The organism is Streptomyces sp. NPDC001549 (genome assembly GCF_042894025.1).
Taxonomy (GTDB): Bacteria; Actinomycetota; Actinomycetes; order Streptomycetales; family Streptomycetaceae; genus Streptomyces; species Streptomyces kutzneri.
On the sequence record NZ_JBIAVJ010000028.1, the window covers coordinates 1 to 21758 of the forward strand.

Below are 21758 nucleotides of genomic sequence, written 5' to 3' on the forward strand. Positions count from 1 at the left end.
CCGGCAGCGGCAACCCCACATCGTGACCGGCTACTTCCACGGCCGGCACGTCCGCTACACGATCCAATAGGAAACCCATCAGTTTCGGCTCAATAGAACGTGCCCACGCTTATGCCGGGCGGCCCGGCATTCAACGTAGGCAGCGAACCACGGCTCAACGGACAGCGCATCGAGGAACCGTTCCCGGGCAGCGTCACCGGACCTGGCCACAGTGTCAGCGCGCTCCCGCCACGTCTCGACCACTCGACGGTTGTAGTCAGTCGCACGCTCAGCACGTCGAACGGACTCGGCGTCCTCCGCTGCCCTCAGCAGCGCTTCGGCGTCGGCGAGCGGACCCGACAGCCTTTCTGTCTGCGCGCGCAGCTTGGCGACCTGCGCCGCCGCCTTCTCGATCTCAGAAGACATACTCAATTACCACCCTTGTTTACGTCGCGCCCATACTGCGCGGCAATCTTCTTGTCGTTCTCGTAGTGACCCAGACTCATGCGGACAAGGGGACCCATGCGGTCATACGCCTCCGGACTGGAATCCCGGAGGCGAGCCAGACGCTCCATTGCTTCATCTCGCGCCCAGGCGTCCGCCCGGTTCCGATCTTTGTCGCGCTTGCCGCCCAGGTGGTTGTACCGGCTGAGACTGTCGTTCATGGCTCTCCGTTTCCTGTTCGCGGGTACGAAATAACCCCCGTCCTAGCGGGGTACGTGGTGAGCGGGCAGCACTGTTGCGCAGATACTCGGTCCGCCAGATTCCCCTGTTGTGCGGGTACGCCGTAGCCCACTCTCTGAAGTAGTGGAGGGCGGAGGTTTCCCGCGACTCTTTCGCTCTGCCTTGCTCCGGTCTCTGTAGAGAGCAACCCTTGCCGGCTCGGCGGCCAGCTTCCGCTCTATTTCCCTACCTGCTGGGTAGAGCAAGGGGCGCGAGGGGGGCTAGTGACGCAGTGCCGTTTGAGACGGCTGTCTCTCTTCTTCTATATTTTTTTACGTGTTACTAAAAAACCGGTTGTAACCGTCACTCCAACACCGTTCGTCCGCTGTAGGGCTGGGCAGCCCAGTCCTCGGAGGGGCAGCCTTGGGAGCCTGTCTGCGGGCAGCAGAAAGCCCCGGCGGCCAAGGGGGGACCAACCGGGGCTGTCACGGGCCGTACAGCGAGCTACGCCGCTTGCTCGAACTCGTCTCCTGCGGGCTCACCACCCTCGGGGGTCGCCCAAACGATCGTCGCGCGCTCGGCTCCGTCGAACCGCTTGCCCTTTCCGGGGGACTTTGTGACGATCACGCTGTTGATGGCGAGGCCGAGCAAGTCGCGCCTCAAGATCGGGTCAGCAGCGTGCCATGTCGTCTCGGCGTGCCCCTCCATGAGGAATGTGAGATCCACTCGCCCGCTGCCTGACAGTGCTTTCACGCGCTCCTCGGCAGCGTCTAGCCGCTGCTCCGCTGCGTTCTTGTGGGGGATGCGGTACTTGGCAGAGCGGCCCGTGTAGAAGTCGGCAGCGTCGTCCGCCATGAACTTGTCTAGCTTGGCTTGCGCCGCCTTGAGCTCCGCCCGTGCTTCCTTGAGCACTGCGCCTTCGTCGGGTCGGGAAAGAACCTGCCACCGCTCAGCAACCGCGATCAACAGTGGGTCCTCATCACCAGCCGCGTGCAGTTGCGCCGACCATGCTTGCACTACGTACCGTTCTATAGCGGTGCGGGTAACTGATGCGGGGCGGGGGCATCCTGCCTCGGCAGCTCGCCGGTTGCAGTTATACGACTGGCTTTCCATGGACATGGAACTTCCACAGCCCGCGCACCTCAATTTCCCGCTGAGTGCATGAACAAGCCGCCCTTCCTTGGGCGCGTTCGGGATGATCTGGTTGCCGCTGAGTACACGGCGGGCTCGCGCGGCCAAGTCTGCCGAGATCATGTCGGGCAGTACCTCTGCCGTGACGACCCGTACGGGCTCGCCCGCCTGGTTCAGGAACCGGACCCGGTCTTTATGCGCCTTACCACCCGGCGAGTGCGTGAGCCACCCCTCGTATACGGGGTGGATGATGATCGCCCGGATAGCATCAGCCCGCCAGAACACTCCGGTACCGGTCCGGAGTCCTTCAGCGTTCATGATCCGAGACAGCACCCGCGATGGAGTGCCATTGGCGATCTCGCGGAAGATGCGGCACACGATTTCCCATGGAGTGACTTCCCGCCGTCCGTCCACCAAGCAAAGGTACGGACTCCGGTCGGGAGTGAGCTTGCGTGTCAGGGGGTCGGCAACCAGCCCGAACGGGGCTTTGGACAGCCACCGTCCCTCGCGCTGCTGCTTAGCCTTCGTGGTGCGCACGTTGTGGCTCAGCCGCTGCGAGTATTCCCGCGCGTTCTCGGCCCGGTCGATGATCCAACGGCGGTCCCGCTCGTCCATCGAGTCAAGCCGCTCATAGTCGAAGATCACGCGTGCCTTACCGAGGATCGGCACCACCGCTTCCGCACCCTTGCGGCTGAACCTGTCGAGCGCGTACACCCAGAGGCACGGAACCTCGCCGTTCATCACGGCAGCCATGGCAGCGTCGTACCGCGGGCGCCGCACGTCCGACCAGGCGGACAGGTTCTCTTTCCAGACCTTGCGAACGCAGTAGCCGTGTTCGTCGGCCCACGCGCGGCCCCTGTCCTCCTGCGCACGGATGGACAGGGCGCGCTCACCCTCGCGGACAACCTTCGACTTACGTAGCAGCAGGTCCACCCACGGGCGGCCGTGGCAGGGGCACACGCCCTGATGAGTTGTCGTTTCCATGCCATAGGTAGAGGGCAAAGGTTGCCGGGCAGAGCGCGCGAGGGTAGCCGTAGCCATGTTGTACCCCATGTGACCTGCGGATACGTCCCGCTAGCCGGTGGGTCCCAGGGTGTTGGACCTACACCAGACCCCGCGCCTCAAACGCCGGCGAGGCTGGAATCGGCGCAGCCGGAAGGGCTGGGGGCCGCCGGGCCCGGGCGGGGCCCGGCGGGGGGGGCGGGCTAGCCCAGGGCCTGGGTCAGGTCCGCTACGAGGTCGTCGGCGTTCTCGATGCCGACCGACAGGCGGATCAGGTCCGCCGGGACCTCCAGCGCCGAGCCGGCCACCGACGCGTGCGTCATGCGGCCCGGGTGCTCGATCAGGGACTCGACGCCGCCCAGGGACTCGGCCAGGGTGAAGATCTTGGTGCGGCCGCAGACCGCGACCGCCTCTTCCTCGCCGCCGGCGACCTGGAAGGAGATCATGCCGCCGAAGTTGCGCATCTGCTTGGCCGCGACCTCGTGACCCGGGTGCTCGGGCAGGCCCGGGTACAGGACCTTGGTGACCTTCGGGTGGCGCTTGAGCAGCTCCACGATCTTGCCCGCGTTCTCCGCGTGCCGGTCCATGCGCACGGCCAGGGTCTTGATGCCCCGCAGCACGACCCAGGAGTCGAACGGCCCGGCCACCGCGCCCATCGCGTTCTGGTGGTAGGCCAGCTCCTCGCCCAGCGCCGCGTCCGCGGCGACCAGCGCGCCGCCGACCACGTCGGAGTGCCCGCCCATGTACTTGGTCAGCGAGTGCACGACCACGTCCGCGCCCAGCGCCAGGGGCTGCTGGAGGTACGGCGAGGCGAAGGTGTTGTCCACGACCAGCTTGGCGCCGGCCGAGCGCGCGATGCCGGCGACCACGGCGATGTCGGTGATGCCGAGCAGCGGGTTTGAGGGGGTCTCGACCCAGATGACCTTCGTCTTCGGGGTGAGGGCCGCGCGTACCGACTCGGGATCGGAGGTGTCGGCTACCGACCACTCCACGCCCCAGCGGGAGACGACCTTCGCGAAGAGGCGAAAGGTTCCGCCGTACGCGTCGTTCGGGATGACCACGTGGTCGCCCGGGGCGAGCAGCGTACGCAGCAGGCAGTCCTCGGCGGCGAGTCCGGACGCGAAGGCGAGACCGCGACGGCCGCCTTCCAGGGCCGCGAGGTTCTCCTCCAGCGCGGTGCGGGTCGGGTTGGCGCTGCGGCTGTACTCGTAGCCGCCGCGGAGCCCTCCGACGCCGTCCTGCTTGTAGGTGGAGACCTGGTAGATCGGGGGCACGACCGCGCCGGTCAGCGGGTCCGCCGTATTGCCCGCGTGGATCGCGCGGGTCTCGAAGCTCTGGTGCTCGTGGCTGTCGTCGCTCATGGTCCGATGCTATGCCCGGCCCGGGCCGGGCCCCCTATTGGCCTGCTCCCCCCTCGGTCTGGTTCGCTGGAGGCATGGAGATTCTGTGGTTCGTGTTCGCGATGCTCATGATCGTGTTCATCGTCGGTCCGTACATACGTCGCCGGCGCCGTGGTATCCGCCTGGTCGCGCCGGGCAGCCCCGACGCCGCCGATCCGGCGAACTACGGATTCGACCGGCAGGAAGAACTCGACATCCGCATCCCCGGGCCCGACCAGGACCTGATGGACGCCCTCGACAACGTACGGCTCACCGGCCGGTGGCAGGCGGCCTCGCAGCTGCTCGCCGGAACCCCGCGGGAGGGCGAGCGGCGCTGGCAGCGCGTGCAGGCCTTCGGCGGGGCCGCGGCCCTGGAACTGATGGCGCAGCCCGGGACGGGCGCGCAGTGGCTGAAGGCGTGGCGGCTGGAGGCGGAGAAGGACCCGGGCGGCGCGCAGGTGCACGCGGAGCTGCTGGTGCAGCAGGCGTGGCGGCACTCGGGCGGGGTCGGTTCCGAGGACCACCGGATCATCCTGGAGGAGGCCCGGGAAGCGTGCCGCAAGGCCGCGCCGCTGGCCCCGGGGGACCCGGTCCCGTACATCACGGAGCTGGCGATCGCGCGGGGATTGGCGTACCCGGAGGCGGAGTTCGACGAGCTGTGGGCGAAGGTCGTCGACCGGGCCCCGGAGCACATGGGCGCCCATCTCGCCGCGCTGCACTACTGGGGTGCGAAGTGGCACGGTTCGCGGGAGAAGGCCGACGCCTTCGCACACGCGGCCGCGGCGCGCGCCCCGCAGGGCTCGCTGCTGGCGGCCCTGCCGATGTTCGCGCTGCGCGAGAACCAGCCGGACATCGTGCTGAGCCCGAGCTTCTTCCGGGGCGCGGTCGTCACGCGGGCGGTGGAGGGCGCGCTGTACGCGGTGCACACGGCGCGGCAGGACGACCCGATGGTGGCGCACGTACGGCACCTGCTGCTGATGTTCCTGGTCTGCATGGAGCGCTGGGCGGAGGCCATGGAGCAGGTGCGGCACGTGGACGGGTACGTGGGCGCGCTGCCGTGGTCGGAGGCGGACAACCCGGCCGCGGCGTACGCGCTGTACCGGGCGATGGCGGTGGCGGGGTACGAGGCGAACGGCGGGTCGCCGGCGACGCTGGCGCGGTAGCCCTCCGGGCCGGTCTACGGATCCACGGTCTTGGCCGACGGGGCGGTGGTTCGGCCCGGCGGGGTGGGGCTTTGCCCGGCCGGGGCCGTGGCGCTGCGCGGGGTGGGGTGGGCGCACTGCCCGGTGTGTCCACCCCGGGTGCCCGCGGGGATCCTTGGCGAATAAAGTTGCTGTAAGTAATCACAGGCCGCATGATGCGGCGGTGGCCGTGGCCTTCTGCCCTGCCACCCATTCTTTTTCGTTCCCGTGGGGGGATCTGTCCATATGGGCGCTTCACTGCGCGCCTTGCGCGCTCTCGTCCTGCTCGCAGGCTTCTACCTGCTCGGCGTGTTCCTGCTGGCCGCGCTCGGCGGCATCGACTACGCCGTCGTCACCACACTGCACGGCCCGATCGTGGCCAAGCTGGTCCTCGTCTCACTGGTCCTCACCGTCCCGATCGTGCGCGGCATGTTCATGCTGCGCACCCCCAAGGGCGAGCCCCTGGCCGGTGTCACGGTCACCGAGGCGCAGGAGCCCGAGCTGTGGGCGGTCGTGCGCGACATCGCGCAGCAGGTCGGCACCCGCGCCCCCGACGAGATCGTGCTGATCGACGAGGTGAACGCGGCCGTCGGCGAGGACGCCAAGCTGCTGGGCCTGCGGCCCGGCACCCGCCGCCTCTACCTCGGCCTGCCGCTGATGACGGGCCTGGACGAGATGCAGCTGCGCGCGGTGCTCGCCCACGAGATGGGCCACTACGCCAACTTCGACACACGCCTCACCCCGCTGATCGCCCGCGGCCGAGCCCAACTGATCCGCACCATCGGCTACTTCCACGACCGCGCCGACAAGAAGGTGGCCAAGGAGCGCGCGAAGCAGGAGCGCAAGGACGAGAAGCGGATCGCCAAGGGCAAGAAGGCCAAGGGCGTCGACACCGCGGGCGAGGGCGCGATGTACCGCGCCATGGCCAAGATCTACATCGCGTACGGCAACTTCTACATGCGCGCCACCCGCTCCACCTCCCGCCGCCAGGAGCTCGCCGCCGACCTCGCCTCGGTCCGGGTCGCCGGCCGCGACTCCGCCGCGTCCGCGCTGCGCGAGCTGAACGCCCTCGGCTCGGCGCACGACTTCTACATGGGCTCCTACGCCACCCTCGGTGTCGGCGCCGGCCTGCTGCCGCGCCCGGGCGAGGTCTTCGGCGGCCTGCGCCGGCTCCTGGCCGCGCGCTCGGCCGACCTGGACGAGCTGCGCCAGGAACTGTCGACCGAGCCCACCTCCCCCTACGACTCCCACCCCGCGCTCGCCGAGCGCGTGGCCCGCATCGAGGCCCTGCCCGACGACGGCCGCGCCGGGCAGGCCGCCCGGCCGGCCCTGGAGCTGCTGGCCGACGCCGACGCGGCGCTGGCCGCGCTGGAGCAGGTCGTCCTCACCCCGGAGGCGCTCGCGCTCAAGCGGGTCGACTGGGAGGACCTCGTCCACGAGTCCATGACCAAGTACGTCGGCGAGGGCGCGGAAGACATCCGCGAGGCCTTCGCCGCCGAGGGCGCCGGCCCCGGGCTCGACGCCGTGCTGGACGCGTTCGACGCCGACCCGGCGGTGCGCTGGCGCATCGCCGACCGTTTCCCGAAGTCGGAGGAGGCGGAGGCGGCCACCGGCCGCACGGCCCGCGAGTTCGCCCGCCCGGTCGTCCGGCGCGCCCTGAACCAGCTGGTCACCGTCGAACTGACGGCCCGCGGCGCCGCCCGCTGGCAGCTGTCCTGGTCCGACTCGGCCTCCCTGAGCTACCCGGCCGACGGCTTCGAGGACCGCCTGGGCGCGGCCCTGGACGCGGCCGTCGCCGACCTGCCCGACACCGAATCCCTGCGAAAGCTGGTGCTTGCCCCGTGATCGGCCTCTACATCCTGGGCGCCGTGCTGCTGTTCGGCGCGTTCAAGGTTCTGCGCGGCGTCTACTACATCCGCAAGGCGAAGCGGCTGGAGGCGGAGATCGCCGTCATCGAGGGCCGGACCGACGCCACGAACGCCGAAACGGCCGCCGCCAAGGCCGAGCGGAAGGCGCGGCAGGCCGCGGCGGTCGTCGCGCTGGGCTTCGTACCGGAGGCCGACCTCGACACGGACAACGCACTGCCCGTGCCGCCCGAGCGGACCGCCGCCGTCGCGGCGGTCAAGGCCGGCGACTGGGAAGCGGGCGCGGCCTATCTGGAGGCGGCCGGGCAGGACTGGGAGGAGCGCTGGCAGCGCGTCCGCGTCCTGTCCGAGGTGGCTGCCGACGACGACACCTGGCTGCTGGCCTGGCGCGCGGCCAGGCCGTCGGACGCGTCCGCGGCGCTGGTGAACGCGGACACGGGCGTCCTGGTGGCGTGGAACGTGCGGGGCTCCGCGCGGGCCAGCCACACCACCCAGGAGCAGTTCCGGATCTTCCACGAGCTGTTGGCCAAGGCGCAGGAGCTGGCGCATGAGGCCCAGCGGCTGGCGGACCCCGCGGACCCGGTTCCGTACATGGTGGAGCAGTCCGTCAGCCTGGGCCTGGGTTACCCGCACGAGCAGTACCAGCAGCTGTGGTCGCAGATCATGACGCGTGACCCGAAGAACCTGTCGGCCCACACGAACGCCATGCAGTACTGGAGCCAGAAGTGGCGCGGCTCGCACGAGCTGGCGCTCGCCTTCGCACGTGAGTGCGCCGCCAAGGCCGAGCCGGGTGAGCTGCTGTCCGTGCTGCCGCTCATCGCCTACGTCGAGCAGGAACTGCACGAGTCGGACCTCAAGCCGGAGACCTTCTTCAAGGAGCCGGAGGTCGTCGCGGCGGTGGATGCCGCCCTCGTCGACCTGGCGGCGGCCGATCCGGGCGACTGGCGGTCGATCCGGCTGCGTCACCCGCTCGCGTGGTTCCTGTTCTGGCAGGACCGGGACGCGGAGGCGGTCGAGCAGTTCCGCCACATCGACGGACACATCGGGGCGATGCCCTGGTACTACTGGCCGAAGTCCCGCTACGTGCACGCGCGGGACTGGGCGGTGCGCGAGGTGACGCCGGGTCTGTGACCCGTGCGGTCGCGGAGGGCGGGTCGGGGAATCCCGGCCCGCCCTTCGCACGTTGTCACTCCCACAAGGAGGGAATCCATGTTCTCGTACCGCCGTACGCCCGAGCTCCCCACCCGCGAGGAGGCCCTGACGGGCCGCGCGGAGCCGCTGTTCCCGGTGCCCGACCGGCACACCGTGCTGGGCAATCCGCTGTCCGGCCCCTATCCCGCGCACCTGGAGGTCGCCGACTTCGGTCTGGGCTGTTTCTGGGGCGCGGAGCGCAAGTTCTGGCAGACCCCCGGGGTGTGGACCACGCTGGCCGGCTACCAGGGCGGCTTCACCGAGAATCCGACCTACGAGGAGGTCTGCTCGGGTCTGACCGGCCACACCGAGGTGGTTCGCGTGGTCTTCGACCCGTCCCAGGTCTCCTACGCCGCGCTGCTGAAGCTGTTCTGGGAGTCCCACGACCCCACCCAGGGCTTCCGCCAGGGCAACGACGTCGGCACCCAGTACCGCTCGGCGGTCTACACCCACTCCCCTGACCAGCAGGCGACGGCGGAGGCCTCCCGGACGGCCTACCAGCAGGTCCTGGCCTCCTCGGGCTACGGCCCGATCACCACGGCGGTGCTGCCGGCGGCCGAGCGCCCCCTCTGGCCCGCGGAGGCGCACCACCAGCAGTACCTGGACAAGAACCCGGGCGGCTACTGCGGCATCGGCGGCACGGGCGTGTCCTGCCCGATCGGTGTGGCGAAGGCCCCCGGGGCGTGAGTGCCCCCGTCGTCGACCCCGCGCACGAAGCGCTGACCCGTCTGTGGCGGGGGCACAGGCCTCCCGGCCCGCTGTTCCCGCACGAGCTGAAGACGGTGTACGCCCACCGGTGGGTGCGTTTCCACAGCCTGCCGGAGTCGAAGCGCTACCCGGACGGCGAGGCGGAGTACGCGGTGCTCCTGGACCGGTACAACACGGTCCTGGACGAGCTCTTCGCGGGCGACGAGGTGTACGTGGTGACCACCGGCTGGTCCGAGGTGTCCGAGCACACGGACCGGTCGGTGAAGCGGCGTGCCTTCCACCCGGAGGGCACGCTGTGGACCACTGAGGACGACACCTACGACCCGGATCCGGCCTTCCACACGCGCTGGTACTTCTACGCCGACCGCCGCCGCTGGCAGCGGGGCTGCCTCGACCGGCTGCTGCGCGCGGTGGCCGACGACAGGCTGTCGGGCACCTTCGTCACGGATGCCGGGCTCACCCGGATGTACCACCCGTACGACGGCGGCGCCGATGTCATCCTCCCCACGTCGCAGGAGCGGGACCGGATGCGCGAGCGGCACGCCGACTGGCTGTCCGCGCATCCCCAGGGGTACTGAGGCCGGCCGGAGCCGGGTCAGACGACCGTCACGTACGGGCGGGCCCAGGAGGTGTGGTCGAAGGAGGAGCGAGCGGCGCGGAGACGGTGGACAGGATCAGGTCGAAGCGGCCGGCCAGTTCCTCGAACGTGGCCTCGTCGCTGGTGGCGTAGAAGTGGGAGGCGCCCAGCTTCAGGCCGTCCTCCAGACGCTGAAGCTTCCGGACGACCCGGCGCAGTCGCTGGTCACCTTCCACGCCGCCCCCGGCTCCCCGTCGGCGGACGCGCTGCGTCTGCCGGCGTCGTGGTCGGCCCCGTCGGCCGTGCCGGCGACCGCGCAGGCACCCGGGCAGGCGCCCGCGCGCTCGGCGGAAGCAGGGGCGGAACGCTCGGCCACCCGGTGACCGGCGCGATCGGCGGCACGGCCGACGGCGGCCGGGGTCCGGATCCGGATCCGGCTACAGCTTGAGCTGGAAGATGCCCGCCCCGCGCCCCCGCCGGTAGCCGATGGACTCGTTCACCGTACGCATGGGGGTGTTCGCGTCGGCCACCGTCGTGGCGATGTGGCGCAGCGCCGGGTGGCGTGCGGCGGCTTCGGCCGCCATGCGCTGTTTCACGGCACGGCCGAGGCCGTGGCCGCGGTGGCCGGGGACGACCACCGTGTCGTACTGGAGGGCGCGCGGGCCCGAGGGGTCCGGCAGGACGAGTTCGGTGTACGCCGCCACCTCGCCGGCGTCGGTCACGGCTGCGACCGTGATCAGCTCCCCGCCCCGGTCGATGATCACCTGCTGCATGGCGTGCAGCCACTTCGCCGTCCAGACCGGGATCCGCTCGTCCATCTCTCCGCTCGGCGCGTCCTCCATCGCCTCGTGGGCCGCGGCGGCGGCCGGCGCCCAGGCGTCGGGGACCAGGCCGTGCCAGGTCAGGAGCTCGTATCCGGGGGTGGCCGGGACCTGCGCGGCCCCGTCGGCGGGGAGTTCCTGTTCGTACCAGGCCATCGGCAGGACGTTCTCGAAGCCGAGCGACTCCGCGAACGCCTGCCCCGGGCCGCCCAGGTCCACCAGGGTGGCGACCGAGGTCCGGCCGTCCGCGAGCAGTTGCTCGCGGACCCTCTCCCACAGGGCGGTACCCGCGCCCCGGCGCCGCTCCTGCGGCCGTACGGTCAGCACGTCCAGGAACGCGGTGTGCGTGTTGCCCTCGTCCGTGAACAGGACCAGGGCCGCTACGCCCTCGCCCCCGTCCGTCGCCCAGAGCACGGGCCGGCCGCGCGCCGGCCTGACGCACAGCCGCCCGGCGACCTCCCTGCGGGACGGTACGGGCTGCTGCGGCAGATCGGCGGCCCCTGCGTCGGTCAGGACCGCCAGCCAGGCGTCGATCGCGGCGTCGGTCGGAGGAAGGTCGAGGGAGTGGATCATCATGCCGCCGACACTAGACGTGCCCCGGGCCCGTCGCTGAGCGGTTTTCGGTCACCGTCACCGGGGCCTGACCGGCACGGCCCCGCCCGCGCTGGGCCGCGCCGCGCCGGAACACGCGCCCAAGACGAACGGCGGGGACCCCGTGAAGGGTCCCCGCCGTCCGGCGTGCGCGGTGCTGGAGGTCAGGCGGCCGAGCCGGCCTTCCACTCCGCCCAGCCCATGTTCCAGCCGTTGAGGCCGTTGTCGGGCTTGATGGTCTTGTCCGGGGAGTTCTTCACGGTGACCACGTCGCCGATGAGCGAGTTGTCGAAGAACCACGCGGCGGGCTGGTTCGGGTCGCCCGCGCCCTTGGCGTCGTTCAGGCCGACACAGCCGTGGCTGGTGTTCGCACTGCCGAAGACCGAGTCGGCGCCCCAGTAGTTGCCGTGGATGAAGGTGCCGGACTGGGACAGCCGCATGGCGTGCGGGACGTCCTTGATGTCGTACTCGCCCTTGCCCTCACTGTCCTTGAAGCCGACGGTGGAGCCGTCCATCCGGGTCTCCTTGAACTTCTCGGAGATCACCATCTGACCGTTGTAGGTCGGGTTCTCCGGGGAGCCCGCCGAGATCGGGATGGTCTTGATGACCGCGCCGTCCCGGGTGACCGTCATCTTCTTGCTCTTCACGTCGACCTCGGAGACCTGGCTGCGGCCGATCTTGAAGGTGACGGTCTTGTTCTGGACGCCCTGGACGCCGGGAGCGCCCTGGACGCCCTCCAGCGCCAGCTTCATGGTGACGGTGGAGTTCGCCTGCCAGTAGTTCTCCGGGCGGAAGTCCAAGCGCTGGGTGCCGAACCAGTGGCCGACGACTTCCTGGCCGCTGCTGGAGCTGACCGAGATGGCCGCCTGGACGGCCTTCTTGTCCTGGATCGGCTTGTTGAAGGTGATCGAGACCGGCATGCCCACGCCGACCGTCTGGCCCTCGTCCGGTATGAACGAGCCGACGAAGCTGTTCTCCGGGGAGATGGTGGTGAAGGAGGCGTTCTCGTGCGCTTCCTTGCCGTCGGCGTCCTTGGCAGTCGCCGCCAGGGCGTACTTCGTGGAGCGCTTCAGCGCGGCGTCGGGCTTCCAGCTCTTGCCGTCGGCGGCGATCTTGCCGGCCACGGCCGTGCCCTCGCTGGTCTTCAGCTCGACCAGGGTGAGGGTGCCGTCGGCGACGGCCACGTTGGCCGCGTCGTTGAGGCCGACGTTCGTGGCCCCGTCCTTCGGCGTGATGGTTATTTTGGCCTTGGAGGTGTCCTTGGCGGCTGCCGCGTCGGCGTCCGCCTGGGCCTTGCCGGTCTCGGAGCCCTTCGGCTTCGCGTCGTCCCCGCCGCCGCATGCCGTGAGCATCAGTACCCCACCGAGCACGGCGGATATGGCCACCAGGGACCTTCTCCGCCGCATACTGTCCGTCCTCACACGCCACTCCATCGTTGCCGGATACCCCGGAGGCTGGCCGTCCCCGGGGTTGGCCGGGCAGGGGGCAGACCCCCTGCCTGGTCCTGACAACGCGTTAACGGCACCGGCCGGTTCCACATTCCGTTCGGATGTGGTCCACCACACGGTCAGGCGTTGTCGGGTTCCTCGTCGAAGTCCCCATCTTCCTCGTCCAGGTCCCACTCCATGGACTCGGGGTCGTATTCGACGGGCTCGCTGCTCCAGGAGGCCTGGGCGAGCTCCACGCCGGGGATGTCCGCGACCAGGTCAGTGGGGTCGACGAGGTAGGCGAGGGCCTCCGACTCGTCCTCGCGGACGGCGGACTCGGCGTGGCCGCGCTCCTCGTCCGGCATGAACTCGTCGGCCTTGATGTGGTCGAGCGCGGCTCCGGTGAGTGCCTGGACGTCCGGCACTTCCAGCACCAAATCCACCCGAAGTCGTACGTAACGTGATGTCTCAGAAGCGTTCATACGACGGAGAGTAAGCCCGCGGAAGCCCCGACTTTCCCACGACCCGCCCCTTTCCGTAGCATCACCGCACACGGCCAATTCGCTGCTGCCACAAGGGGGATCGCACCGTGTCCGCACGCCGACCGCTGCTCACCGCTCTCGGAGCGACCACCCTCCTCGCCGCCCTGTGGTTCGTACCCTCGGCGGGCGCCACCTCAGCCGGTGCCGAGGAGACCCGTTCCGGCGTGCCCGCGGGCGCGAACACCGCCGGGGCGGCCACCGGCGCGACCGGTTCCGACGGCTCCGACGCCCCCGGGACGGTCACCGGAACGACTTCCGGACCGGCCTCGCACCCGCAGCCCCTGCTCGCCGACACCGGATCCGTGGACACCACCCCCTACCTCCTGGGCGGCACCCTCTTCCTCGGCGTCGGCGCGGGCTTCGTGACCTTCTCGGTCCGCCGCTCGCACGCGCTGTAGACACGGCGAAGGGTCGCCCCGGGACCTGGTCCCGGGGCGGCCCTTCGCCGTGTACGCGGCCTGCCGTCAGGCGAGCGGACCCGTCACCGGCTCCACCGCGGCCAGGAGGCCGCCCGTACGGACGAACTCGTCGGCGGCGGCCAGGTCGGGGGCGAGGAAACGATCCGGCCCGGGACCCTGCACACCCGCCGCGCGGGCGGCCGCGATCGCGGCCTGGCTGGCCGGGGCCGGGGTCAGCCCGTGGCGCAGCTCGATGGCGCGGGTGGCCGCGTAGAGCTCGATCGCGATGATCCGCGTCAGGTTGTCGACGGCGGTACGGAGCTTGCGCGCGGCCGACCAGCCCATCGAGACGTGGTCCTCCTGCATGGCGGAGGAGGGGATCGAGTCGGCCGAGGCCGGCACCGCGAGCCGCTTCATCTCGCTGACCAGGGCGGCCTGCGTGTACTGGGCGATCATCAGACCGGAGTCCACGCCGGCGTCGTCCGCGAGGAACGGCGGCAGGCCGTGCGAGCGGTTCTTGTCGAGGAGCCGGTCGGTGCGGCGCTCGGCGATGGAACCGAGGTCGGCGGCCGCGATGGCGAGGAAGTCCAGCACGTAGGCGACCGGGGCCCCGTGGAAGTTGCCGTTGGACTCCACGCGCCCATCGGGCAGCACCACCGGGTTGTCGACGGAGGCGGCCAGCTCGCGGGAGGCCACCAGGGCGGCGTGCGCCATGGTGTCGCGGCCGGCGCCGGCGACCTGCGGGGCACAGCGCACGGAGTAGGCGTCCTGCACGCGCGGGGCGGTCTCCTCCTGGTAGTGGCGGACGAGCCCGGAGCCCTTGAGGACGGCGGCCATGTTCGCGGCGGAGGCACCCTGCCCCGGGTGCGGACGGATGGCGTGCAGCTCGGGCTGGAGCACCTTCTCCGTACCGAGCAGCGCCTCCAGGGTGAGGGCGGCGGTGATGTCGGCGGAGGTGTAGAGCTTGCCGAGGTCGGCGAGGGCCATGACCAGCATGCCGAGCATGCCGTCGGTGCCGTTGAGGAGGGCGAGGCCCTCCTTCTCGCGGAGCACGACGGGCTCGATGCCGGCTTCGGCGAGCAGTTCGCCGGCGGGGCGGACGGTGCCGTCCGGGCCCTCGGCGTCGCCCTCGCCCATGAGGGCGAGCGCGCAGTGGGACAGCGGCGCGAGGTCGCCGGAGCAGCCCAGGGAGCCGTACTCGTGGACGACGGGGGTGATCCCCGCGTTGAGCACGTCGGCCATGGTCTGCGCGACGGAGGGGCGTACGCCGGTGTGACCGGAGGCGACGGTCTTGAGGCGGAGGAACATCAGCGCGCGGACGACCTCCCGCTCGACGCGCGGGCCCATGCCGGCGGCGTGCGAGCGGACGATGTTGCGCTGGAGCTGAGCGCGCAGCTCGGGGCTGATGTGCCGGGAGGCGAGCGCACCGAACCCGGTGGACACCCCGTAGACGGGCTCGGGCTTGGCGGCGAGGGCGTCGACGATCTCGCGGGCCCGGGCGAGTGCGTCGAGCGCCTCCGCGGAGAGCTCGACGCGTGCGTTGCCGCGGGCTACGGCGATGACGTCCTCGGCGGTGGTCCCGGACGTCCCCACCACGACAGTGTGCATATCCATATTCAGCACCCTACGGATTGAATCGCTTCATGTCACTAGCTGAAATTGTCACGATCGCGGCGCGGCTGGACCCCTTACGGGCCGGTAGCGCGAGCGGCCGGTCACTGACGGCCGCGGAAGCGGCGCCGCTCCCCGGGAGCCTCCTCGGCGGCGGCGTCCGCGAGCCGGACCACCGCGGTGTCCCGGCCCGCCACGACGGGCTTCGGCGAGCGCGCGGCCTTCGCCTTGTACTGGGCGGCGTCCGCCAGCCGGAACAGCCGCCGGGAGGACTTCACCAGCCCGATCGGGTCCCCGGTGGAGGCCACGCCGCAGGCCACCCCCTCGCCCAGCTCCAGCTCGGCCGCCCGGGTGCACACCTCCTCGGTGACGCGCACGATCTCGTCCGCCGTCGGGCCGACCCCGACCAGGCAGAACTCGTCGCCGCCGAGCCGGGCCACCAGCGATCCGGGCAGCATCGCCCCGCACAGGCTCAGGACCGACCCGAACCGCTCCAGGAGCCGGTCGCCCATGGCGTGGCCGAGGGTGTCGTTGACCTTCTTCAGCCCGTTCAGGTCGCAGACGACGAGGCTGACGACCACCCCGGTCCGCCGGTGCTCCTCCAGGGCCTCGTCGAGCCGCATGTCAACCGCCCGCCGGTTCGCGAGCCCGGTCAGCGGGTCGGTGAAGGCGAGCCGCCGGGCCTCCTCCAGCCGCTCGTTCTGCGCGAGACCGGCCGCGACCACGGCGGCGAGCACGGTGGCGAAATCGGCGTCGTCCTCGTCGAAGTCGGGCAGCCCCTCGTCCCGCGCGACGTACAGCTCGCCCCAGGCGCGGCCGCTGAGCACGATGGGCGCGACCACACAGGTCCCGCGGCCGCGGCGGCGCAGGGCCTCCCCGCGCCGCCCCGGCCGGTCGCCGACCGCGCTCTCGACCCAGGCGTGCGGGCCGCCGCCGCCCACCCAGAGCTCGTGCAGGAACTCGGTGATCTCGGGGAAGTCGTGCACGGGGTAGGACTCGTCCTCGGGGAACTCCTCCTCGCCCGCCCGCCGCTCGCCCTCGTTCACGAGCACCCGCAGGCGCCCCCGCTCCCGCTCCCACGCGGAGATCGCGGCGAACGAGCCGTCCAGCGCCACGCGAGCCCCCCGCGCGGCCGCCCGCACACTGTCCCGCGGCGCGCACGCCGCGGCCATCGCCTGAGCGAGTCCCACCACGGCTCGTAGCCGCCCGTCAACTCCCATCACACCAGGCTAGGGACTTTTGTCCGATTTGGTACGCGTGACGCCGCTGGGGAGACACCGCCCGGGACCCGCCGGACGGGCGGACAGGCGGACAGGCGGACAGGCGGACAGCGGCGGGCTACTCCCCCGGCCAGTTCGGCTTGCGCTTCTCGTTGAACGCCGCCACGCCCTCCGCCCGGTCCCCGGAGAAGGCCACCGTCCGCCAGGCCGCGTCCTCGATCTCCAGACCGGCCGCCAGGTCCATCCCGTGCCCCAGCCGCAGCGCCCGCTTGGCCGCCCGCAGACCCACCGGGGAGTTCGCCGCCATCCGGGACGCCAGGGCCAGCGCCTCGGCCCTGTCCTGACCGGCCGGGACCACCGAGTCCACCAGCCCCAGGGACAGCGCCTCGGCCGCCTCCACCCGGCGCGCCGTGAAGATCAGCTCGGCGGCCCGCGCCGCACCCACCCGGCGCGGCAGCAGCTGGGTACCTCCGCCGCCGGGGATCACGCCCACCGACACCTCGGGCAGGCCCACGACCGCGGTCTCGTCGGCGACGATCACGTCGCAGGCCAGGGCCAGCTCGAAGCCGCCGCCCAGCGCGAAACCGTGCACGGCCGCGACCGTCGGCACCGGAAGCTCCAGCACGCCCCCGTACGCCCCCCGCGTGGTCGGCCGCTGCCGCACCAGCTCGGCGTCCGACAGCGAGTTCCGCTCCTTGAGGTCCGCCCCGACGCAGAAGGCCCGCTCCGCGGTGGAGGACAGCACCACCACCCGCACCGACCGGTCGGCCGCGAGCGCCGCACAGGCGGCGCCGATCGACCGGGCCATCTCCGTCGACACCGCGTTCATCGCCTTGGGGCGGTCCATCGCCAGCTCCGCGACGTGCCCGTCGCCCTCCCGACGTACCGCGACGAACTCTCCGAAGCGCTGCTCAGACATGCCTGCGACCCTCTCGGTTAACGAGCGTTATCGCCGCACTCTAGTGCGCGGGGAGGCCACCGGGTCAAGGCTGCGCCGCTGCGGGGCACGGCTGTGCCCCGGCCCGTCGGCAGGAGGCACGGGGCCCGCCCGTCCGCACGGGGCCCGCAGTCGCGTCAGGCGGGGTTCTTGGGCTTCCTGCGGGTCAGCGACCAGGGCTCCACGACGCCGAGCCCGCGCACCGGCCGCTGCCACATCGGCTGCAGCGCGAACCGGTAGGACGCCCCCTCGTCGGGCGCCGTCTCGGCCTCCTTCTCCGACACCGGAGCGGCCCCGGTCCGGGAGAGCTCCGCGGCCATCGCCCCGTCCACCAGCACCGCGTCCTTGGGGGCTATGGACGTGAGCCGGCTGGCCAGGTTCACCGTGGTCCCGAAGACATCGCCCATCCGGGTGGTCACCGTGCCGAAGGCGATCCCGACCCGCAGCTCGGGCATCTGCGCGTCGAGCTCCATCGTCTCGATCAGCCGCAGCGCGATCTCCGCCGCCGTCGCCGCGTCGTCGGCGCAGTACAGCACCTCGTCACCGAGGGTCTTGATCAGCCGGCCGCCGTGCGCGGCCACCAGGTCCGCCGCGGTCGTCTCGAAGGACTCGACCAGCTCGCCGAGCTCCTCCTCCTCCAGCCGCCGCGTCAGGCGCGTGAAGCCCACCAGGTCGGCGAAGCCCACCGCGAGCCGGCGGTCGACCATCTCGTCGTCGTCGGCCACCTGCACCACGCGCCCGGTCGCGGCCGCCAGCTGGCGCCGCCACACGTAGACGAGGAACTCCTCCAGCTCGGGCAGCAACAGCTCCACCAGGGGGTACGTGACCTCCGTACGGGTCATGCCCGGCTCCGGCGGCTCCGTCAGCCCCTCCAGGAACGAGTCGATCTGCCACTCCGCCAGCCGGGCCGTGGTCTGCCCGGTGGACCGCGCCACCTGCACGGCCATCGGCTCGGACAGCAGCCCGGCCTCCACCAGACCGGCCAGCCGGCGCAGGGCCAGCACGTCGGCCTCGGTGAGCGCCCGGGCCTGCCCGATGTCGGCGAAGCCCATGGCCCGCCAGAAGCGCGAGGCCAGCTCCATGGACACGCCCGCGCTCCGGGCGGCCTGGAAGGGCGTGTACCGGCGCTCGGCACCGAGGATCAGCTGCTCCAGCCGGATGGCGAGCGGATCCGCCGTCGGCTGGGCCGTGTGATCGACCTCGTGGTGCGGAGTGTGCTGGTCACGGCCGATCGGGGTGCCCGGGCCGGACGCGGAGCCGCCACCGGCGGACGCGCTGGACGTAGGGTCGTCGACGGTCAAGGGCCGCCTCCTGTCCATTCCGTGCGCACTGCCCTGCGAACCGGTTGATCACCACGAGCACCGGGATCGCCTAAACCATACGGCAGGTGTGCCGTAGCTCACTCCCCCTCCCCGCTTCCGGACCGACCGCTGCCTGGGTGCGGGTCCCGGGGCCGCGGCCCCGGGGCGGCGCCGCACCCGGCACCCGCGCCCCTGTCAGTGCACGGAACGCAGGTGGATGACGTCGCCCGCGCCCACCGTCTCGTGCCGGTCCTCGGCCGTACGGATCACCAGGCGGCCATCGGTGTCCACCGCTTCGGCCGTTCCGGTGAGGGTGCGCCCGCCGGGCAGTTCCGCGCGGACGTGCCGGCCGAGGGTCGCGCAGCCCGCCGCGTAGGTCTCCTGGAGGCCGCTGGCCGCGGGGTCGCCGCCGGCCGCGCGCCAGTTCCCGTACCACTCCTCCAGGGACCGCAGGACGGCCCGCAGCAGCGGGTCACGGTCGGTCACGGAGGCCTTGGCCAGCGCCAGCGACCCCGCGGCCGGTACCGGCAGCTCGTCCTCGGTCAGGCTGACGTTGAGCCCGATCCCGAGGACCACGCCGTCCTCGACCCGCTCGGCGAGGATCCCGCCGGTCTTGCGCTCCTCGCCGTCCACACTGACCAGCAGGTCGTTGGGCCACTTGAGGGCGGTGTCCACGCCGGCCGCCCGGGACAGCCCGGTCGCGGTGGCCACGCCGGCCAGCAGGGTCAGCCACCCCCACCGCTCCTGCGGCACCGCGTCGCCCGGCTTGAGCAGGACGGAGAAGAACAGCCCCGACCGCGCGGGCGCGACCCAGCTCCGGTCCAGCCGCCCGCGCCCGGCACTCTGCTCCTCGGCGACGAGCACGGCCCCCTCGGGCAGCTCCGCCGCCCGGGTGGCAAGGTCGGTATTGGTGGACCCGGTACTGGCGACGACCTCCACGGAGGTCCACAGCCCGTCCCCGGTGACGAGGGCCCTCTGGAGGGCGGCGGCATTGAGGGGCGGCCGGTCCAGGCTCGACCAGCGACCGGCGGAAGCACCTGCTGAGGCATCTGATGGCGTCATGCAAGCCACATTAGGTGTGTCAAACGCCGCACTGCCGAGCGCCATGCCCGCCGATACGCTACGCACCAGTAGCCAGCAGTAGTCAATCAATTGACCAGGCAGTTGACACCACGCAGGGAGCCGCGACCCCGATGTCACATCCGTCAGAGCCGATCGACATGCACACCACCGCGGGCAAGATCGCGGATCTGCAGCGCCGCATCGACGAAGCCACCCACGCCGGGTCCGCGCGTGCCGTGGAGAAGCAGCACGCCAAGGGCAAGCTGACGGCGCGTGAGCGGGTTGCCCTGCTGCTGGACGAGGGATCCTTCGTCGAGCTCGACGAGTTCGCCCGGCACCGTTCCACCAGCTTCGGGCTGGAGAAGACCCGGCCCTACGGCGACGGCGTCGTCACCGGCTACGGCACGGTGGACGGCCGCCCGGTGGCCGTGTTCTCGCAGGACTTCACCGTCTTCGGCGGGGCCCTCGGCGAGACCTACGGCCAGAAGATCATGAAGGTCATGGACTTCGCGCTGAAGACCGGATGCCCGCTCGTCGGCATCAACGACTCCGGCGGCGCCCGGATCCAGGAGGGCGTCAGCGCGCTGGGCATGTACGGGGAGATCTTCCGCCGCAACGTCCACGCGTCCGGCGTGATCCCGCAGATCAGCCTGGTCGTCGGGCCCTGTGCGGGCGGTGCCGTGTACTCCCCGGCCATCACCGACTTCACGGTCATGGTCGACCAGACCTCGCACATGTTCATCACCGGCCCGGACGTCATCAAGACGGTCACCGGCGAGGACGTCGGCTTCGAGGAGCTGGGCGGGGCGCGCACGCACAACAGCACGTCCGGCGTCGCGCACCACATGGCGGGCGACGAGAAGGACGCCATCGAGTACGTGAAGTCACTGCTCGCGTACCTGCCGTCGAACAACCTCTCCGAGCCGCCCGCCTTCCCGGAGGAGGCGGACACCGAGGTCTCCGACGCCGACCGCGAGCTCGACGTACTGATCCCGGACAGCGCCAACCAGCCGTACGACATGCACACCGTGATCGAGCACGTGCTCGACGACGCGGAGTTCCTGGAGACGCAGTCGCTCTTCGCGCCGAACATCCTGACCGGCTTCGGCCGGGTCGAGGGCCACCCGGTGGGTGTCGTCGCCAACCAGCCGATGCAGTTCGCCGGCTGCCTGGACATCGACGCCTCCGAGAAGGCGGCGCGGTTCGTCCGGACCTGCGACGCCTTCAACATCCCGGTGCTGACCTTCGTGGACGTCCCGGGCTTCCTTCCGGGCACGGACCAGGAGTACAACGGAATCATCAGGCGCGGCGCGAAGCTGATCTACGCGTACGCCGAGGCCACCGTTCCGCTGATCACCGTCATCACCCGCAAGGCCTTCGGCGGTGCGTACGACGTCATGGGCTCCAAGCACCTCGGCGCGGACCTGAACCTGGCCTGGCCGACCGCGCAGATCGCCGTCATGGGAGCGCAGGGCGCCGTGAACATCCTGCACCGCCGCGCGATCGCCGAGGCGGAGGAGGCGGGCAACGCCGAGGAGACCCGGGCCCGGCTCATCGCCGAGTACGAGGACGCGCTGCTCAACCCGTACACGGCGGCCGAGCGCGGGTACATCGACGCGGTGACCATGCCGTCCGAGACCCGGGCGCACGTGGTGAAGGGACTGCGGCAGCTGCGCACCAAGCGGGAGTCCCTGCCCCCGAAGAAGCACGGCAACATCCCGCTCTAGCCCCTCCAGGAGGACTCTGTGGTGATCAAGGTCGTCAAGGGCAACCCGACCCCGGAGGAGCTGGCCGCCGCACTGGCGGTGGTCCAAGCGCGCGCGGCGGTGCTGGCCATGGCACCGTCGGGCGCCCCGCCGGTCGCGGACGAGTGGTCGGCGCCGGCCCGGGTGGCCCGGCGCCGGGTTCCGCATCCGGGGCCGCGGGCCTGGGGCCGTACGTACTGGCCCGCGTAGCCCGATTGATGTGAACGGGCGGTGGCGCCTGAGTACCCGTACTCAGGCGCCGCACCCGTTCCCGGGCCAGGATCGAGACATGCTCTGGTCCGACCCGAAGAACGAGCCGCCCAAGGACATGCGCGACGCGCAGGCGATGATCCGGCGGCTGACCCTGGTGCTCGCCCTCGCCATGCTCGTGGTGGTGTACGTCCTGGGTGTGGGCCATTTCTAGTGC

Annotated in this window: 21 protein-coding genes and 1 pseudogene; 9 read left to right on the forward strand and 13 right to left on the reverse strand. The window is 71.2% G+C overall.

Translation table 11 applies throughout. From position 1 onward, the window contains the following. Positions 1-78 precede the first annotated feature (78 nt). The 4 genes from ACFY04_RS34380 to ACFY04_RS34395 all read right to left on the reverse strand — a co-directional run bounded on the left by ACFY04_RS34380 (position 79) and on the right by ACFY04_RS34395 (position 4136). Entirely contained in the window at positions 79-405 is a 327-nt protein-coding gene (locus ACFY04_RS34380) for a hypothetical protein (RefSeq protein ID WP_389123060.1), read from the reverse strand. 2 nt (positions 406-407) lie between these two features. Further along, positions 408-644, reverse strand: a complete 237-nt coding sequence (locus ACFY04_RS34385) for a hypothetical protein (RefSeq protein WP_389123062.1) — start codon at positions 642-644, stop codon at positions 408-410. 502 nt (positions 645-1146) lie between these two features. After that, positions 1147-2757, reverse strand: a complete 1611-nt coding sequence (locus ACFY04_RS34390) for a recombinase family protein (RefSeq protein ID WP_389123064.1) — start codon at positions 2755-2757, stop codon at positions 1147-1149. Positions 2758-2978: 221 nt separating this feature from the next. Beyond that, complete coding sequence (locus ACFY04_RS34395) at positions 2979-4136, reverse strand: cystathionine gamma-synthase (protein ID WP_389123066.1); 1158 nt, start codon at positions 4134-4136, stop codon at positions 2979-2981. A 74-nt stretch (positions 4137-4210) separates the two neighbouring features. On the opposite strand from ACFY04_RS34395, the gene ACFY04_RS34400 reads away from it, so the two are divergent. From ACFY04_RS34400 to ACFY04_RS34420, 5 genes are all read left to right on the forward strand, one after another. After that, entirely contained in the window at positions 4211-5317 is a 1107-nt protein-coding gene (locus ACFY04_RS34400) for a hypothetical protein (protein WP_389123068.1), read from the forward strand. A 264-nt stretch (positions 5318-5581) separates the two neighbouring features. Then, entirely contained in the window at positions 5582-7180 is a 1599-nt protein-coding gene (locus ACFY04_RS34405) for a M48 family metallopeptidase (RefSeq protein WP_389123070.1), read from the forward strand. After that, positions 7177-8331, forward strand: coding sequence for a hypothetical protein (locus ACFY04_RS34410; RefSeq protein ID WP_389123072.1), 1155 nt, complete (start codon positions 7177-7179; stop codon positions 8329-8331). Before ACFY04_RS34405 ends, ACFY04_RS34410 begins: the two co-directional genes overlap by 4 nt. A gap of 78 nt (positions 8332-8409) precedes the next feature. Continuing rightward, complete coding sequence (gene msrA / locus ACFY04_RS34415; RefSeq protein ID WP_389123074.1) at positions 8410-9078, forward strand: peptide-methionine (S)-S-oxide reductase MsrA; 669 nt, start codon at positions 8410-8412, stop codon at positions 9076-9078. Continuing rightward, a complete protein-coding gene (locus ACFY04_RS34420; protein ID WP_389123076.1) occupies positions 9075-9677 on the forward strand; it encodes a hypothetical protein in 603 nt (200 codons plus the stop codon). The genes msrA and ACFY04_RS34420 overlap by 4 nt, the downstream gene beginning before the upstream one ends. A 70-nt stretch (positions 9678-9747) precedes the next feature. Here ACFY04_RS34420 and ACFY04_RS34425 read toward each other — a convergent pair. The 4 genes and pseudogenes from ACFY04_RS34425 to ACFY04_RS34440 all read right to left on the reverse strand — a co-directional run. Beyond that, positions 9748-9864 (reverse strand): annotated as a pseudogene (locus tag ACFY04_RS34425) (alcohol dehydrogenase); the annotation flags it as partial. 249 nt (positions 9865-10113) lie between these two features. After that, positions 10114-11073: a GNAT family N-acetyltransferase gene (locus ACFY04_RS34430; protein WP_389123078.1), complete on the reverse strand. Its 960-nt coding sequence runs from the start codon at positions 11071-11073 to the stop codon at positions 10114-10116. Positions 11074-11252: 179 nt separating this feature from the next. Continuing rightward, positions 11253-12521, reverse strand: a complete 1269-nt coding sequence (locus tag ACFY04_RS34435; protein ID WP_389123081.1) for an Ig-like domain-containing protein — start codon at positions 12519-12521, stop codon at positions 11253-11255. Between the two features lie 134 nt (positions 12522-12655). Beyond that, positions 12656-12997: a hypothetical protein gene (locus ACFY04_RS34440; RefSeq protein WP_382542457.1), complete on the reverse strand. Its 342-nt coding sequence runs from the start codon at positions 12995-12997 to the stop codon at positions 12656-12658. A 107-nt stretch (positions 12998-13104) separates the two neighbouring features. Between ACFY04_RS34440 and ACFY04_RS34445 the strand changes: the two genes are divergently transcribed. Then, positions 13105-13455 carry a hypothetical protein gene (locus ACFY04_RS34445; RefSeq protein WP_389123083.1) on the forward strand — a complete coding sequence of 117 codons (351 nt, stop codon included), beginning with the start codon at positions 13105-13107 and terminating at the stop codon, positions 13453-13455. A gap of 66 nt (positions 13456-13521) precedes the next feature. On the opposite strand, the gene hutH is transcribed toward ACFY04_RS34445, so the two are convergent. From hutH to ACFY04_RS34470, 5 genes are all read right to left on the reverse strand, one after another. Next, the gene (gene hutH, locus ACFY04_RS34450; protein WP_389123292.1) at positions 13522-15063 is read right to left on the reverse strand and encodes a histidine ammonia-lyase; all 1542 of its coding nucleotides are present in this window, start codon (positions 15061-15063) and stop codon (positions 13522-13524) included. 107 nt (positions 15064-15170) lie between these two features. Next, positions 15171-16286, reverse strand: coding sequence for a GGDEF domain-containing protein (locus ACFY04_RS34455; RefSeq protein WP_301367017.1), 1116 nt, complete (start codon positions 16284-16286; stop codon positions 15171-15173). Positions 16287-16404: 118 nt separating this feature from the next. Then, positions 16405-17205: an enoyl-CoA hydratase/isomerase family protein gene (locus ACFY04_RS34460; protein WP_389123086.1), complete on the reverse strand. Its 801-nt coding sequence runs from the start codon at positions 17203-17205 to the stop codon at positions 16405-16407. Between the two features lie 155 nt (positions 17206-17360). Further along, entirely contained in the window at positions 17361-18524 is a 1164-nt protein-coding gene (locus tag ACFY04_RS34465; RefSeq protein ID WP_389123089.1) for an adenylate/guanylate cyclase domain-containing protein, read from the reverse strand. A 195-nt stretch (positions 18525-18719) separates the two neighbouring features. Continuing rightward, positions 18720-19586: a biotin--[acetyl-CoA-carboxylase] ligase gene (locus ACFY04_RS34470; protein WP_301367020.1), complete on the reverse strand. Its 867-nt coding sequence runs from the start codon at positions 19584-19586 to the stop codon at positions 18720-18722. A gap of 131 nt (positions 19587-19717) precedes the next feature. On the opposite strand from ACFY04_RS34470, the gene ACFY04_RS34475 reads away from it, so the two are divergent. From ACFY04_RS34475 to mmpB, 3 genes are all read left to right on the forward strand, one after another. Beyond that, positions 19718-21313, forward strand: coding sequence for an acyl-CoA carboxylase subunit beta (locus ACFY04_RS34475; protein WP_389123092.1), 1596 nt, complete (start codon positions 19718-19720; stop codon positions 21311-21313). A gap of 21 nt (positions 21314-21334) precedes the next feature. Continuing rightward, positions 21335-21541, forward strand: coding sequence for an acyl-CoA carboxylase epsilon subunit (locus ACFY04_RS34480; RefSeq protein WP_301374521.1), 207 nt, complete (start codon positions 21335-21337; stop codon positions 21539-21541). Between the two features lie 79 nt (positions 21542-21620). After that, positions 21621-21755, forward strand: a complete 135-nt coding sequence (mmpB, locus tag ACFY04_RS34485; protein ID WP_263411711.1) for a morphogenic membrane protein MmpB — start codon at positions 21621-21623, stop codon at positions 21753-21755. The last annotated feature ends 3 nt before the right edge of the window (positions 21756-21758 follow it).

Bases quoted from the DNA above. Each gene is read 5' to 3' on its own strand.
- ACFY04_RS34380 (WP_389123060.1), bottom strand. From the start codon at position 405: ATGTCTTCTGAGATCGAGAAGGCGGCGGCGCAGGTCGCCAAGCTGCGC.
- ACFY04_RS34385 (WP_389123062.1), bottom strand. From the start codon at position 644: ATGAACGACAGTCTCAGCCGGTACAACCACCTGGGCGGCAAGCGCGAC.
- ACFY04_RS34390 (WP_389123064.1), bottom strand. From the start codon at position 2,757: ATGGAAACGACAACTCATCAGGGCGTGTGCCCCTGCCACGGCCGCCCG.
- ACFY04_RS34395 (WP_389123066.1), bottom strand. From the start codon at position 4,136: ATGAGCGACGACAGCCACGAGCACCAGAGCTTCGAGACCCGCGCGATC.
- ACFY04_RS34400 (WP_389123068.1), top strand. From the start codon at position 4,211: ATGGAGATTCTGTGGTTCGTGTTCGCGATGCTCATGATCGTGTTCATC.
- ACFY04_RS34405 (WP_389123070.1), top strand. From the start codon at position 5,582: ATGGGCGCTTCACTGCGCGCCTTGCGCGCTCTCGTCCTGCTCGCAGGC.
- msrA (WP_389123074.1), top strand. From the start codon at position 8,410: ATGTTCTCGTACCGCCGTACGCCCGAGCTCCCCACCCGCGAGGAGGCC.
- ACFY04_RS34430 (WP_389123078.1), bottom strand. From the start codon at position 11,073: ATGATGATCCACTCCCTCGACCTTCCTCCGACCGACGCCGCGATCGAC.
- ACFY04_RS34435 (WP_389123081.1), bottom strand. From the start codon at position 12,521: ATGGAGTGGCGTGTGAGGACGGACAGTATGCGGCGGAGAAGGTCCCTG.
- ACFY04_RS34440 (WP_382542457.1), bottom strand. From the start codon at position 12,997: ATGAACGCTTCTGAGACATCACGTTACGTACGACTTCGGGTGGATTTG.
- hutH (WP_389123292.1), bottom strand. From the start codon at position 15,063: ATGCACACTGTCGTGGTGGGGACGTCCGGGACCACCGCCGAGGACGTC.
- ACFY04_RS34455 (WP_301367017.1), bottom strand. From the start codon at position 16,286: ATGGGAGTTGACGGGCGGCTACGAGCCGTGGTGGGACTCGCTCAGGCG.
- ACFY04_RS34460 (WP_389123086.1), bottom strand. From the start codon at position 17,205: ATGTCTGAGCAGCGCTTCGGAGAGTTCGTCGCGGTACGTCGGGAGGGC.
- ACFY04_RS34470 (WP_301367020.1), bottom strand. From the start codon at position 19,586: ATGACGCCATCAGATGCCTCAGCAGGTGCTTCCGCCGGTCGCTGGTCG.
- ACFY04_RS34475 (WP_389123092.1), top strand. From the start codon at position 19,718: ATGTCACATCCGTCAGAGCCGATCGACATGCACACCACCGCGGGCAAG.
- mmpB (WP_263411711.1), top strand. From the start codon at position 21,621: ATGCTCTGGTCCGACCCGAAGAACGAGCCGCCCAAGGACATGCGCGAC.